Source organism: Clostridioides sp. LIBA-6822 (genome assembly GCF_056688955.1).
In genome coordinates, this window is record NZ_CP196995.1 from 2384607 (window position 1) to 2400895 (window position 16289).

Consider the following 16289-nt stretch of genomic DNA (forward strand, 5'->3'; position numbering starts at 1 on the left):
TGTGAGGTGAAATATGAACAAAAAAGCAAAATATTTTTCTTTAATTCTTTTTCCTATTGCTTTACTTTTAAATTTTATAGCAAGTAAAATTCCGCATATTGTTGAAAAATATTACTCTCAAATCATAGACAAAACAATTATACAAATACTGAGTAAAATTTCAGGAATTTTTCCATTTTCTCTCTATGAAATTACAATGTACATAATCGTTATATCTGTCTTTTTATTTTTATGTTCTACTATATTTACGATTTTTAATAAGAAAAAAAATTTAAAAACATTTTTGAAAAATGCTATTTTAAATATATTATCCATTGTATCAATAGCATACTTTCTTTTTATAGTGCTTTGGGGGATAAACTATAATAGAATTCCACTTGAAACTACCCTCATAAATCAATATAATTTAAAAAACAATAGCTCTATTCAATCAAAACAACATAGTGTTAACGAGCTTGCTAGACTATATAAATTCCTCGTAACTAAGTCAAATGAAACTAGAAAACTAACATTACAAGGTAAGAATGGTGTTGTAAAATCTAATACAGATTATAAAGGTGTCATAAATAGAGCTCAACTAGGCTATGATAATATTCTAGATATATTACCTAGTGTTAGTGGCAATTATTCTAAGGCTAAATATGTTATTTCATCAAATCTTATGTGTTATACAGGAATAGCTGGTATATATTTTCCTTTTACAGGCGAAGCAAATGTAAATGTAGCAATACCTGACTTGTATATTCCTTGTACAGTTGAACATGAGATGGCACATCAAAGGGGATTTGCTAGTGAAGATGAAGCTAATTTTATAGCGTATCTTACTTCTATAAAACACCCTAATATTGATTTTAACTATTCTGGTTATATTCTAGCTTTAAATCATACTGCTTCTGCATTAAGTACAGTTGATTATGATGCCTATATTGAAATTTCTGCTGGTATTTCAGATTCTGTTCGTAGAGATTTAAAAAACCAAAGTGAATTCTGGCAAAAATATGAAGGTAAAATCAATGAAATTTCTAATGAGTTTAATAATTCTTATTTAAAAGCTAATGGTGTCGCTGAAGGTACTCAGAGTTATGGCAAAATGGTCGATTTATTATTAACCTATTATGAATTATATCCATATTAAGTACTACAATTCAAAACTCTATTAACAAACAGCTGGTGTTAAGTCAGCTGTTTGTTAAGTTAAATAAATTATTTCAATCAAATTGCTTACATATAATTTGAAACTATGTATATTTTGGATGTAAAATAGCGCTTATATTTCTAATTTTATTTGATTTTAAAACAAATATGTTAAATAACAATACATTCTATTGTATAATTATAGAATATAACTATTTCGCCTTATAATATCTATATAATATTTTCACTTCTAACTATTCTATTACAAATATTTTCATCATCTTTGATAAATATTTTATCTAAGATTTTAAAATAAAAAAGCACATATCAAAATCTGATACATGCCCATAATCTTATATATAATTCATTTTATTAGAATCAAAATATCTTTGTGTAACTTATATTTCCAACTAAATCATTGGAAATTTAACCAGCTTAGTATTAGCTAAATGCCTACTTAATTTTAATTTCATCAAATATTACTTATAGTAATTTTCTAATATACTAGTAGCCACTGATTTTCCTTGAAAACCTTTCAACCAATTCTCATATGCTGAATTTTTCCACACACTACCATCACTAAATGTTACTTGTTTTACACATGATATTATATACTTTACATCATGCTCTCCAGTTGATTGTTTCCATTTATCAAACAATAGAAAAGCTTCATCTTGCTTATTTCCTGATTTTATTGCATTTTTCTTTGCATATTCTTTCTCCATTTGCTGCCATTCTTTCAGCCATTTTTCTACCCATGCCTTACCTTGTTGTTTTTCAAACATACTTATTATATCCTTTGGTGGTTGTTGTTGCATTTTTCTATAAATATGTGAATATGATTTTGGAGACACAGGAGATATTCCTGCTACAATGCCATAGTCTACACCATCTGGACTAAATCCAACACTTCCTACTTCGCCATTTGTTGCTACATTTTGAGCATCCCAATACAACTCAAGTGGTTTTCCATTTTTATCATATGCTAAACATGTAATTTCATAGTCCATAATTGCCTTTTTACTGGCATTTGTTAAATTTATAACATTGCTAGGCCAATGGTATGGACTATCATCATACTGTACTTTGCTATTATTTATGAATAGTGGAATATTTTTGTTATAAACAAGACCTTTACTATTTGAAGTATATGAGACTTTATGTGTTGTAGCACTTTGTGTATTTTCTGAGTATGAATTTATTCCTTCTGAATTGGTTGTGTTAAGAGAAAATGTTGTTGTAGTTCCAATAATCAACAAGGCAACAACTAAAATGGGTAAACTAGATATTTTTCTATATTTCATAGTTCTTCCCCCTTTCTTTTATTAATTTATACTAAAATAATTTACCAAAAATATTAAGACTTATATTTACATAATATTCCAGTAATTTTAGTAATTAAATTTTATCACAATGGCAAATAAAATTCAACATTATCCCAGTATTTTTTCATTATATTAAATTTTATTTTATTTTCATAAATCTAGAATAGAGCTTAGGTCATGTATATATAATTAAATTAGAATATAGATTCCTTATATTTTTTAAGATTTATCAAATTAAAAATGGCTAGATAATTAAATATTCTAGAAAAAACCTATTCTAAAAATATTAAAAAATCTAGCCAATTAACATCTCTCGATTGTATACTATAACTTATCAATCTCTTCTAGTAACTCATCAACTAACTTGTCTCCATCAATCATTCTCACTATTTCGCCTTTTTTAAATAAAAGACCTTCACCTTTACCACCAGCAATACCTATATCTGCTTCTCTAGCCTCACCAGGTCCATTTACAGCACATCCCATAATTGCAACAGTAATATCTTTTTCCATATTACCAATCTTTTGTTCAACCTCATTTACAACACCAATTAAATCTATATTACATCTACCACATGTAGGACATGATATAACCTTAATCTTATCATTCAGAAGACCCAAACTTCTTAAAATTTGTTTACCAACAACAACCTCTTCAACTGGGTCACCTGTCAAAGATATTCTAACAGTATCTCCAATTCCTTTAAGAAGGAGTGCTCCTACACCTATAGAAGATTTTATTGTTCCTTTATGGACACTTCCAGATTCTGTGATTCCAACATGAAGAGGATAATCAACTTTTTTTGATATTAATTCATATGCATCAACAGTTTTATAAATATCAGATGATTTTAGAGATATAACGATATTATAAAAATCTAAATCTTCAAGAATCTTAATATGTCCCATAGCACTTTCAACTAATGCTTCAGCTGTTGCAGAACCATACTTTTTTAAAAGTTCTTTTTCTAAAGAACCACCATTAACTCCAATTCTAATTTTTAAATTTTTTTCCTTACATTTCTCAACTACAGCTTTAACTCTTTCTATGTTTCCAATGTTACCAGGATTTATTCTAATTCCATCAACACCTTGTTCTATAGCTTCAAGAGCCAACTTATAATCAAAATGTATATCAGCTATAATAGGTATATTTACACTAGACTTTATCTTACCTATATTCTTAGCTGCTTTAATATCAGGAACAGCCACTCTAACGATATCACAACCAGCTTCCTCTAATCTCTTTATTTGAGCTATTGTAGCATCTGCATCTCTTGTATCAGTGTTTGTCATAGATTGTATACTTATAGGATTCTCTCCTCCTATTTTTATACTTCCTACACTTACTTCTCTAGTTTTTCTTCTTTCGTAACTCATATTCCACCTCTATATATTATTTTATATTAACTCTACTTAACTATTAAAAATACTCTAATCTACATATATATATTATAAATTAAAAAGCTATATAGTTAAATAAATAAGAATAAATTTCATATATTGAAACTTATTTATTCTTACTTAAAACTACATAGCCCTTTTCTTAATCTTTATAAAAAACTAAATTATTGAAATAACCTTAATATATCTTTATATGTGATAAAAAGCATAAATAACATCAAAGCTCCAAAACCAACCACATTTATCATACCCTCTTTATTTGGGTCAAGTTTTTTACCACCTCTAACTGCTTCTAGTAATAACATAAGTATTCTCCATCCATCAAGGGCTGGTATTGGCAATAGATTTACTATACCTAAATTTAAACTTATTATAGCAGCTAAATACACTACATTTATGATACCTGTACGAGCTGCATCTGATACCATACCAATAACACCTACTGGTCCTGCAACAGCATTACCAATTCCTCCTGGAACACGTCCTGTAATCATTTGACCTAAGAATGTCAACATTTGTTTTGTCATATCTACAGTAGTTTTACATGCATTTACAATTGAACCAAAAAAATCTTTTTCTCTTTGAGGCTGAATTCCTATTTCATACTTTCCATTGTTGTTTTTAGGTGTTACATTTATAACTTTGTCACTTCCATCTCTAGTTATACTAAGTTTCAATTCTCCACCAGAGGAAGTATTTATTATATTTGCAACTTCATCCCAAGTCTTAACAGAATTACCATTAATTTTATTTATCTTATCTCCTACTTGAAGTCCTACAGATTGTGCAGGAGTATTTGGCATTATCTTTCCTAATTGAGTGGTTGGAGAACCTATATATAAGAATACTGGTACCAAAAGTATTGCTGCTAATATTATATTAAATATTGGCCCTGCTACAATAGTACTAAATCTTTGTAATATAGATTTATTTCCAAAAGAATTTGGACTTACTTGTTCTTCATCTTCGCCTTCCATACTTACATACCCACCAATCGGAAGTGCTCTTATAGAATACTCAGTATCTTTTTTTACACTATATATCTTAGGTCCCATCCCTATAGAAAACTCATTTACCTTTATACCACTTCTTTTTGCAAATATAAAATGTCCTAACTCATGTATTAATACAATTATACTAAATAGTATTAATGCAGCTATTATAGTCATAAATTCACCTTCCTATTTTTTTATCAGATTTGTAACATAAGCTCTACTCCATCTATCTGTTTCTAAAATTTCCTCTAATGTTGGTTTACTTATGCTACTATGAACTTCTAAAGTCTTCTCTATGTAATATGGTATGTCATAGAAACCAATTTTATCCTCTAAAAATTCACTTACCAAAACTTCATTTGCTGAATTTAGAACAGAAGAATAAGTTCCTCCCATTTTTAAACACTCATAAGCCAATTTTAAACATGGAAAAGTTTCCAAATCTGGTTCTTCAAAAGTTAAAGTACTAAATTTTGAAAAATTCATTCTTTCAAAGTTACTTTCCATTCTATCTGGATATGTAAGAGCATACTGTATTGGTAGTCTCATATCTGGGCATCCTAATTGTGCTATTATTGAGCTATCTGTATACTGTACCATTGAATGGATTATACTTTGTGGATGAACTACTACATCTATATTTTCTTGTTCTACCCCAAATAGCCACTTAGCTTCTATAACTTCAAGACCTTTATTCATAAGTGTTGAAGAATCAATACTTATCTTTCTCCCCATACTCCAATTTGGATGCTTTAAAGCTTCATTTTTAGTTATATTTATAAGTTCATTTTTTTTCTTTCCTCTAAATGGACCACCAGACGCTGTAAGTATTATCTTTTCTATGTTTTTTTTATTTTCTCCATTTAAACATTGAAATATAGCACTATGTTCACTATCAACAGGTAGAATATTTACATTATATTTTTCTGCCTCTCTCATTACAAGTTCTCCAGCAGTTACTAACGTTTCTTTATTCGCTAATGCTATGTCTATTCCCTTCTTTATAGCACAAAGAGTTGGAACTAACCCTATCATTCCCACAACAGCGGTTAGAAGTACATCAACTTCATCAAGCGATGATATTATTTTTAATCCTTCCATACCTGTTAAAACTTCTATTTCTATATTTTTTGACAACATTTCTTTTAATTTTAATGCCCTGTCTTCCTCAAAAACTGTTACATATTTAGGTTTAAATTCTACTATTTGTTCTAATAATAACTCAATATTACTATTAGCTGATATTGCAACTATCTCAAACTTATCTCTATTTTCTCTAACTACATCCAAAGTTTGTTTACCTATAGAGCCTGTAGAACCTAAAATTGATATCTTCTTCATATAATAATCCTTTCTAATAATAAATATACCCTATCAGAACATTATAACACTACTAAAACAATTATTTTTACTATTCATAGAAATTTCATATAGTATTCTACAAACTAAAATTAATCTATTGTTTCTATATTTTATAAAGTATTATAAAATGTTTTAGCATCCCTAAATGTCTCTTTTTATTTCAACAACATCCTCTATTTTACAGTCTAGTGCTAGACATATCTTTTCCATCGTATCCATAGAAACAGATTTATCATTTCCTAATCTACCTAAAACAGAAATACTTATACCTGATATATTTACAAATTCCATTTTCTTTATTTTTCTATCAATTAATAATTTCCATAGTGGAGCGTATGAAATCATGTTATCACCTCGCAAAATATATTCTATCACATTTTATCTATTTTGGAAAATTTTCATCTATTTAGATAAATAATTCTTTATATAATATAGATGTCAATTATAGTTTAATAAACATAAATATGTTAAAATAAATCAAAGTAATAGATTCAAAAACTATACTACTCACAGGAGATGATTAAATGAATCAGACTCAAAAAAGAAAACTCGAGTTTATAAAAAATCATTGGGATTTGACTGCCATAGAAAAAGAAAGAAATATTGCTCATATCATTCGTTATACTCTAACAACACTTGCTGTTATTGCTTTTTTTCTTCCCACAAAAATCAAATTCTCCATACACATATTTGTCTCATTATTTTGTTGGATAATGTATTTATTACTATATCCTAAAATGCCAATGGAAATGCCTAAAAAAAGAAATTTAAGAAAATATTATATACCATTTCCTTTCACTGCATGTGTATTATCAATAATGCTTCTTCTTCTATCAACAAATTTATTATATACATCGACAAAAGAGAAATTCAGTTTTGTTTTCATTTATATGATAATATTATTTGTACCTTATGTTCTAATGTTAATTTCAAAAAAAATAAGAGAAACAAAATTTATTATCCTATTGGTTCTCTTTTCTACATTCATCCTTAGTTTTTCTACAACACCAGCTTTAAATTATATTGCTACATTGGACAACCCCAAAACTGAATTTGTAAGGGTTATTGATAAAGTAAGTATTTCTTCTCGTTCTGGAAAGGAACACTATTTTAAAATAGAGGTAGGTAATGAAATAAAAAGAATGAAAGTTTCCAATAAAATGTACAAATCAACAAATAAAAACAAATTAGTCCAACTCTGTAAAAGAAAAAGTATATTTGGTTATGAATACTGGACATTACAAAACTAGAAAAATATCTATATAAAAAATACATACTGTTCTATTGATTTAAAACTCATTATTATAATATGATATAAAGTATATACAAACATTTAATTAAAATTTTTAAAATCATAGTTCAGAAAAAAGGAGAAAATATGCCATATTTATTAAAGATTAATCAATTTGAAAAAAGTTATGATATAGGAATTTTTAAAAATGAACAATCAATATATAAATTTATTGAGAAAATACCATTTGTAAAAAAAGAAAGTAGCAATTTTAATTATACAAATTACTATATTGAATTTGAAGATATTCCTGAATATTATGAAGTAAATTTCAATAACTATTTATACATTATCACTAGATTTTCATTCATCCCAGATGGAACTGAGATATTTTTTAGCTGGGATGAAATTCATTGTTGGGATGAAAAAATTGCTACTGAAAAAACTTTTATAAATGGTGAAACATTGGTAGATTCATATAACTTTCCAAACAATGAAGTAAAGGACTATATACAAAAACGAGAATCACTATATAGAGAAACAAAAAGATATTATAAGGAAAAAGGATTAAAAATTGAAAGACATGCACTTGGTTCGGAAGATGGTGAGTATGTTGAGCTTGTAAATGATTCTATCCTTTATTTACTAGATATAGATGCAATTGAAATATGGGAACAATCAAAAAATATAGAAGAATTTTTATATAAATATAAAAACCGTTTTAAGTGATTTATATTTTTTGACCTACATAAATATGCATTGAGTTATTTAATAAGATACAAAATAATTCAATGCATAAATTAGTAGAAAAAATAATTCTATTATTTTCCAATTACATATTTATTAAAAAATTCTTTTTCTTCTATAGGCTTAGAGAAATAAAATCCCTGTCCTACATCACATTTAATTGTTTTTAAAAAGTCTAAGTCCTTTTTAGTTTCAATACCTTCACATACAACAGACATATCTATACGATGTGACATTTCAATAATACATTGAATAATACTATATACTTTCTCTCTATTAAAGGTTTCTTTAAGTAGGCTTTTATCTAACTTCAAACCATTAATCGATAAAGAACATAAAAGACTTAATGAAGAGTATCCTGAACCAAAATCATCCATAGAAATTAAAAAGCCCAACTTTCTAAGCTTATCTAAAATTGAAATAACTGGCTTGGATATTTCATTAAAAGCACTTTCAGTTACCTCTATTTCTATATACTTAAAAGGAATTTCATATTCCCTAACAATATCTAAAAATCTTTGGTAGAAATCATTTTGGTAAATAGTAACTCTTGAAAAATTAACTGCAATAGGATAAGTATATTGATTTTTTTTCATAAATGTTTTTTTTATAAATGAACATGCTTTCTTTAACATATAAAAATCTAATTCGATAATAAATCCACTTTTTTCAAATAATGGAATGAATTTATCTGGTGACAGAAAACCAAGCTCTGGAGAAAACCATCGTACAAGTGCTTCTGCACTCACAACATTTAAAGAAGATATTTGAAATTTAGGTTGCAAATACATATGGAATTCTTCATTTTCTAGTGCTTTATGCATATGATTATAAATATTATTTTCCATTTGTAATTGCTTTAGCAGATTTTCATTATACCATACTGTAGAGGAAATTCCTCTCTTTTTACTTACCTTATGGGCAATATTTGCCTTATCCATTATAGAATTGATAGATTTATAATCCAATTTATCAACTTCAACTAAATATGCACCTATACAATAAGATATAGTTTGAGTTACATTCATATTTAATTCAGATATTATGGCCTTAGTCAGAATCTTAATAATCTCATCTAAGAGAGAATCTCTATATTTTGCAAGTATTACAAAATTATCTGAACCAACTCTTGCACAAGTTTCTTTAGTATTAAAGGTTTTGGAAAGTGCAGTTGCAACTATTATTAAAACTTTATCTCCATATTCATATCCATGTACATCATTAATATATTTAAAATTGTCAATATCAATATTTAATAGTACATACTCTCCCTTATATGCATGATGTAAAATCTCAATAGCTCGATTTTCAAATGCAACTTGGTTTTTTATTTTTGTCAAATTATCAGTATAAAATATTTCGTCAAATTTTCTTTTATTATAATACTCCCAAATCAAGATACTTATTATTGATATTGTAAGATAAATAACTAATGCAGTAGCGAAAGAATGTAATTTTATGTCAGAATGTTTTTCAGATATAAAAACAACTTGACTAGATAACGAAGAATATGTTTCGCTCAATTTGTATAATTTATCACCTGAACCTCCATTTCTAACTTTTATAATTTCTTTTTTCATAGATTTCCACATAGTATCCATTTGAATTAATTTTTCTTGAAATTCTTTATTATCACACCTTTGCAATCCAAGTTCACCCTTACCAGTTCTTAGCTCTGTTAAAATGCTATCTAGTTCTTTTATCAAGTTATCATTTCTTTTATTATTCAATTCTTGTTTAACAACCTTTTCAGTTTCACTGCGAATAGTACTAGTATAATTTATAATTTTAATATGTTCTATACTATTGTATAGAGAAAATATAAAAATAATAATAGCAACTAGCCAAATAGCAGCATAAATTAAAAAATCATATTTTTTCTTCATTATTGTTACCTCAATTATAATATATCTATATAATTTGCAATTGACCAATCAGTTATAAAAAATGATTGTATACTTTGCAGTAATATATATTTATCTCAAATAAATCTATCATCTATATGTCTAAAATAGACTAATCTTTGATAGTATATATTTTGTCTTTAGATAGAAAACATACAATATGTGTTTTTACCTTCTTCTTTTGCTCTATATAAAGCACTATCTGCATGATGATATAACTCATAAAACTGTTCTCCATCTTCTGGATATACAGAGATTCCTATACTAACACTTATTCCAAAATATAAATCATCATATGTAAATGTACTATCTAATGTTTTTAATATATCCAGACTTTTATTTTGAATAATTTCCCTATCTCCATTGTATTCCATAAATGCTATAAATTCATCACCTCCTACACGACCAACTATATCTGTTTTTCTAAAACTTCTTTTTAAACATTCAGCTAAATCAATTAATATTTTATCTCCAAATACATGTCCCATAGTATCATTAACATATTTAAAATTGTCTACATCAATCATAAATAGGGCATATCTCCTATTTTTATAATTTAATAGCAATATATCTCTAATCTTTTCCTCAGTGGTACTTTTATTCAGCAATCCTGTCATTAAATCATTTTGAGATTGTTCAATTAATTTATTATACTCCTTCTTCTCTTCATCTATATTTCTTATCTTTCCTAGTATTGATATAGCAGTATCTCCAATCTTATCTGGTTCATTAAAGACTATAGAACACCACAAGTGCACATCATTTTTAGAGAGTATACGTATTTCTATTGCTTCTGGCTTATTACCTCTATGTGCCTCTTCTAAAGCATCAAGTAATATCTTACAATCTTCTTTATAAATATTTGATAACTGTTCAGTAATTGTTCCTTTTGGTTCTACTTGAAATATATTATAATAATTATCAGAAAATATGATTGTATTATCCTTAAAATTATATTCAAATAAAATGTCACCCCATTGTTTTAATGCATTCTGATATCGACTAGCTAAGTTATCAGATTTTTTATCTTTTTCCTCATAAGTTTCTTCTGTTACATCTACTATACTTGAGTAAAAATACTGCTTTCCATCCTTATCATTTCTACATAATCTAGAAATTGTTTCTAAAGAAATCAAACGATTATTTTTGCATCTAATACGATAGTGAAGTGTAACTATACCTTTAGAATTAACTTGGCTTATTATATCACTAAGGACATTTTTTCTATCTTCTTCAAAGATTAAATCAATATACTTTCCATCAAACTTATTTTTTATTTCTTTTTCTGTATAACCTATTAATGATATAAAGCTAGGAGAAATATAATCTAAGGTAAAATCTTCATCAAAACGAATACATTTTACACATGCAGGAATATTATCTAAAACTCTTCTATATTTCCAATATGATTCTTCCATCTCTAAAGACCGTTTCTTAAGCCTATCATTTTCTATGATAACTACAACTAAACTCTTAAAGCCTTCTTTCCCTCTTACAACATTACCTGTTCCAAGTATCCAGATAGGTGTTCCGTCAGATTTTACTACCCTAAATTCAATAGTTACTATATCACTAATTCCAAGTTGTCTTCTAACTTCATAATTGACATATTCTATATCGTCTGGATGCACAAATCCTAATGCTTGATTCTTAAATTTTGCTTCCATCTCCTTAATCGTATAACCAAGCATTCTACGATACCCTTCATTACATGTAAGAAAAGTAAATTCATGATCCATTCCAACTTGAAATATACCTGCGTAAGCATTATCTACGAGTTCTTTTACATTTATTGAATGAGTTGGACTAAGTGCAGAGTATACCATACTTTTTTCTTTTTCTAAGGAAGTGTCTTTTGATATAATATCTTCCTGATAGTTAAATGAATCAACATCTTTTTCAAAGTAATATTCATAAAACTTGTCTGCATCTATAGGCTCTTTATAATAAAATCCTTGTAGTATTTCTGGTCTCATCTGTTCAATAATTTTTAAAGTTTCTTTATCTTCAATTCCTTCAACATAAACTGTCATATTCATGCTATGACACAGATTAATAATTTGTGAAACGATTTTTTGGTCTGTTACATCATATGTAATACGATCTAAAAGAGTATGATTAATTTTTAAAGAATCTGCACTTAATTCACGAAAAATTTCTAAGGAAGAATGTTTTGCTCCAAAACTATCAAAGCTAATCTTAATACCTTGACTTCGAAGAAAGTCAAAAGAATGCCTTATTTCTTCTATTTTTTTTATATTATTATCTTCTGTCAATTCCAATGTAATTAGAGATGGTGACAGACATTGTTTTTTTATAGTATCTAAAATAAAGAACTTGAAATTAGGGTCTTCAAGCTGTTGATATGATACATTTATGTTCATCTTAAAATTTGGCATATATTTTATCCATATATTCAATTGTTTTAAAGCAGTTCTAATTACCCATTGACTAACTTTATCCATAAGCCCAGAAGATTCTAAAAAAGGTATAAATTCAGTTGGCCCAAGTTTCATTTCAAAATTAGGATTCTTCCAACGAAGCAATACTTCACATCCATGTAATTTCTTATTATTAGTAAAAATAAGTGGCTGGTAATTTAAATAAAATCCTTCAAAATCATTTAATACACTTTCTCTTAGATACTCTATCAAATTTATAGAATACTGAGAAAAATTTAACTTATCCTTTGAATAGACAAGCAGAGTCTTTTTTCCTTGTTTTTTTGCTTTCTCAAATGTAACACGTGCATTTTGGTACAATATATCACATTCTGTACCATCTTTAGGATAAAAGCAAACACTTCCTGATATGGTAAACGAAATAGCATGTCCATTAATCTGTTTTATACACTGTGCTACATCTTGAAACCTATTAAATAGTTTTATTAATTCATAACAATCTCCATTCGGATACAATACCCCAAATCCGTTTCCATCCAATCTATATAAACTTACATCTTCAGGTAAAAAAGGTAAAATAGCTCTAGAAAATTTTTTTAAAACTCTATCTCCAAATGAATAAGAATATAAATTATTAATCTGCTCAAAATCATCAATTCCAATAAACATAATCCCATATTGATTCTTCTGATTTTCTAGGTTTGAAAGCATCATTCTAAAATTATAATTCCCATTTAAATTCGTTAATTTATCTATAATATTATTAGTTGACATTTCCATTAATCCATCCCCCTCAAATTTCAAACTTTTTGAAATAAATATTTATCTACTATTTTTTACTCATATTTTATATTTCTGAAAGTTTTTATGTGTATAATAAATCATGACCTAATTCAAAAGCTATTTTTAAATATCATTCTGCTTTAAATTTAATTATCAACTAAATGACATTGAAGATGGAATATCTAATCTTTTTAATAAATAATTAAAGTACCATTTACCTAGAATTTAACTCTTTGAGTTTATTTTATCATATTATGGAAATATATTCTTTTTTTTTGAGATATTACTTAAGCTATACTCATATTCCCGAAATTAAAACAATAATCTACTTATCTATTATTAATTATGTCTAAAAATAAAATTTATAAATGGGTAATAAATTAGTTATATTTAGATATATGTATTATAAAAAGATAATAAAGTTAAGAATATCAATATTATTAAACAAAAAAATATTTTTTAATTGCAATTCTCGCATATAAAACATGTATACTACAAACATAGTACAACTTGATAAAGTAATACATATTTTTATACAATTCCTAAATTATATCCTCTAAAACATTAAACAATGAAAATAGCCATGTAACTAAACAATCGCAGAATTTCTCTGCTTTTAGAAGTTACATAGCTATTTTCATTACTAGCAATTATAGACTGCCCTTTTAAAACCAACCAATCTTATCTAATAAAAAATTTGATAGCACTATACACAAAAGGTGCAACTAATATAACACTATCGAATCTATCTAATATACCCCCATGACCAGGTATTATCTTTCCATAATCCTTTATCCCTACATATCTCTTTATAGAAGATGCAAATAAATCTCCTAATTGAGCTATTATACTTCCTATGCTTCCTATTATTGCTAATTGAAGCAAATCAATACCAAATAAATATCCAAATAAAATACAACAAAGTGTACTTCCTATTATTCCTCCAATAGCTCCTTCTACAGTCTTTTTAGGACTCACTTTAGGAATTAATTTATGTTTTCCAAGTAAATAGCCACTAAAATATGCAAATATATCTGTCATAAAAGATATAACAAATATAAGCCATACATAGATATTTCCTTTTTCAAAACCATTTATAGTTATAACTATAAAATCTAAAAACACTCCTATATAAAAAATTCCTAAAAACGTAATCGAAACATCTATAACATTGTTTTTGCCCATCAACATATAAATTATACCTGCTAAAAATAAAATGAAAATCATTGCATAAGTATACTCTAATGGTAAGTTAAAAATATTTTTTACAGCTAAATAAATAGAAAATATATATCCGATAACAAAGATTGGATGTATATCTTTTATTTTAAATGCCTTATAAAACTCATGTAATGCAATATAAACTATTGCCATCTCAGCTATATATAAAGGAATCCCTCCATATACAACAAATAGAAATAATGGAACCAGAGCTAGTGAAGCAATAATTCTTGTAAGCATAAAATAATCTCCTTACTTAAGTCCTCCAAATCTTCTATCTCTTTTTTGATATATATAAATAGCCTTTTGTAATTCTTTTTTATTAAAATCAGGCCAATGTATATCAGTGAAATAAAACTCAGAATAAGCAACTTCCCAAAGTAAAAAGTTACTCAATCTTTGTTCTCCACTTGTTCTTATTACCAAGTCTGGATCTGGTATAGACTTTGTGCTTAAATAGTTTTTTATAATATCTTCATCAATATTGTTTATATCTATTTTACCACTTTCACAATTTTTTACTATATCTATAAGAGCATTTTTTATATCTGCCCTACTTCCATAGTTTAATGCTAAATTTAAATTAACTCCTGTATTGTCTTTTGTCATTTCCTTAGCTGAGTTTAATTCTCTTATACAAGTTTTTGGTAAAGCACTTATATCTCCTATAGCTGTCACTTTTACATTATTTCGATGAAGCTCAGCTATTTCATTTTTTAAGTATGTAGATAATAAGTTCATAAGTGTATCAACTTCAATTTTTGGTCTCTTCCAATTTTCTGTTGAAAATGCATATAATGTTAAGTGCTTAACTCCTAAATTTGAGCATTCTTTTACTATATCTCTTATAGTTTCTACTCCAGCCTTATGTCCTGCAGTTCTTGGAAGAAATCTAGATTTTGCCCATCTTCCATTCCCATCCATTATAATAGCAATATGAGTAGGTATGTTATTTAAGTCTATGTCATACATAATGTTGTTATTCATATTTTGCCTCCAATATTGTTCTGACTCCTTAAATTAAGGAGTCAGAAAAGTATGTGATTATTAGTTCTACATTATCACCTATCTCAGATATTTTTATAACTCTAGGAACTACAAGTTTATCTTTATCCTTTTTACCTTCAATCGATTTTATGGTATAATTTACATTTTGTTCGTCAAAATATTGTTTTACCTCATCTACATGAAGACCTAAAAGGTTATAATATTTTTTCAATATTATACCTCCATTATATCCTTTTCTTTTTTAGATAATAATGCATCTATTTCTTTTATAAATTTATCAGTCATTTTTTGAACTTCATCTTGTGCCTTTTTTGACTCGTCTTCAGTTAATTCTCCGCCTTTTTCCATTTTCTTAATCTTTTCATTGGCGTCTCTTCTTTCATTTCTTATTCTAACTTTAAACTCTTCTGCAGCTTTACTAGCTTTTTTAGCTAATTCTTTTCTTCTTTCTTCTGTTAAAGCAGGTACAGAAAGTCTTATAACTTCACCATCATTTGATGGATTTAATCCTAAATCTGAATTAGATATAGCTTTTTCTATTTCATGCATAGCAGATTTATCCCAAGGAGATATCATTAATACTCTTGGTTCTGGTACAGATATAGCACCAATTTGATTTATCGGAGTTGGAGTTCCATAATAATCAACTCTTATCTTGTCTAACATTTGTGCATTAGCTCTTCCTGCTCTTATAGTCCCAAATTCAAACTTCAGAGCATCAATTGTCCCATTCATTTTTTCTTCTAATTGCTTATGTATTTCTAGTTTCATAA

At 27.0% G+C, this 16289-nt stretch carries 14 protein-coding genes; 3 read left to right on the top strand and 11 right to left on the bottom strand.

Annotated features, from left to right (window positions below; translation table 11 throughout):
* Positions 1–13 precede the first annotated feature (13 nt).
* Positions 14–1135, top strand: a complete 1122-nt coding sequence (locus tag ACTG48_RS11500) for a DUF3810 domain-containing protein (RefSeq protein WP_479916909.1) — start codon at positions 14–16, stop codon at positions 1133–1135.
* A gap of 478 nt (positions 1136–1613) precedes the next feature.
* On the opposite strand, the gene ACTG48_RS11505 is transcribed toward ACTG48_RS11500, so the two are convergent.
* From ACTG48_RS11505 to ACTG48_RS11525, 5 genes are all read right to left on the bottom strand, one after another.
* A complete protein-coding gene (locus ACTG48_RS11505; protein WP_479916910.1) occupies positions 1614–2438 on the bottom strand; it encodes a DUF5780 domain-containing protein in 825 nt (274 codons plus the stop codon).
* A 345-nt stretch (positions 2439–2783) separates the two neighbouring features.
* Positions 2784–3839, bottom strand: a complete 1056-nt coding sequence (gene ispG, locus ACTG48_RS11510; RefSeq protein ID WP_479916911.1) for a flavodoxin-dependent (E)-4-hydroxy-3-methylbut-2-enyl-diphosphate synthase — start codon at positions 3837–3839, stop codon at positions 2784–2786.
* A 188-nt stretch (positions 3840–4027) separates the two neighbouring features.
* Complete coding sequence (gene rseP, locus ACTG48_RS11515; protein ID WP_021384977.1) at positions 4028–5032, bottom strand: RIP metalloprotease RseP; 1005 nt, start codon at positions 5030–5032, stop codon at positions 4028–4030.
* Between the two features lie 12 nt (positions 5033–5044).
* On the bottom strand, positions 5045–6199 hold the full coding sequence (locus tag ACTG48_RS11520; RefSeq protein WP_479916912.1) for a 1-deoxy-D-xylulose-5-phosphate reductoisomerase: 1155 nt from the start codon (positions 6197–6199) through the stop codon (positions 5045–5047).
* Between the two features lie 162 nt (positions 6200–6361).
* Positions 6362–6565, bottom strand: a complete 204-nt coding sequence (locus ACTG48_RS11525) for a helix-turn-helix domain-containing protein (RefSeq protein WP_021384994.1) — start codon at positions 6563–6565, stop codon at positions 6362–6364.
* 179 nt (positions 6566–6744) lie between these two features.
* Between ACTG48_RS11525 and ACTG48_RS11530 the strand changes: the two genes are divergently transcribed.
* Entirely contained in the window at positions 6745–7470 is a 726-nt protein-coding gene (locus ACTG48_RS11530) for a hypothetical protein (protein ID WP_479916913.1), read from the top strand.
* Between the two features lie 128 nt (positions 7471–7598).
* Positions 7599–8180 (top strand): hypothetical protein, encoded by a 582-nt coding sequence (locus ACTG48_RS11535; RefSeq protein ID WP_479916914.1) that lies wholly within the window; start codon positions 7599–7601, stop codon positions 8178–8180.
* A 92-nt stretch (positions 8181–8272) separates the two neighbouring features.
* Here the strand turns inward: ACTG48_RS11535 and ACTG48_RS11540 are convergent, their stop codons facing one another.
* The 6 genes from ACTG48_RS11540 to frr all read right to left on the bottom strand — a co-directional run bounded on the left by ACTG48_RS11540 (position 8273) and on the right by frr (position 16287).
* Positions 8273–10084, bottom strand: a complete 1812-nt coding sequence (locus ACTG48_RS11540; RefSeq protein ID WP_479916915.1) for a putative bifunctional diguanylate cyclase/phosphodiesterase — start codon at positions 10082–10084, stop codon at positions 8273–8275.
* 158 nt (positions 10085–10242) lie between these two features.
* Complete coding sequence (locus tag ACTG48_RS11545) at positions 10243–13284, bottom strand: diguanylate cyclase domain-containing protein (protein ID WP_479916916.1); 3042 nt, start codon at positions 13282–13284, stop codon at positions 10243–10245.
* A gap of 684 nt (positions 13285–13968) precedes the next feature.
* Positions 13969–14748, bottom strand: a complete 780-nt coding sequence (locus tag ACTG48_RS11550; protein ID WP_021384981.1) for a phosphatidate cytidylyltransferase — start codon at positions 14746–14748, stop codon at positions 13969–13971.
* Between the two features lie 12 nt (positions 14749–14760).
* Positions 14761–15495: an isoprenyl transferase gene (locus tag ACTG48_RS11555; protein WP_479916917.1), complete on the bottom strand. Its 735-nt coding sequence runs from the start codon at positions 15493–15495 to the stop codon at positions 14761–14763.
* 28 nt (positions 15496–15523) lie between these two features.
* The gene (locus tag ACTG48_RS11560; protein ID WP_021384961.1) at positions 15524–15727 is read right to left on the bottom strand and encodes a hypothetical protein; all 204 of its coding nucleotides are present in this window, start codon (positions 15725–15727) and stop codon (positions 15524–15526) included.
* 2 nt (positions 15728–15729) lie between these two features.
* Entirely contained in the window at positions 15730–16287 is a 558-nt protein-coding gene (gene frr, locus ACTG48_RS11565) for a ribosome recycling factor (protein WP_021384992.1), read from the bottom strand.
* Positions 16288–16289 lie beyond the last annotated feature (2 nt).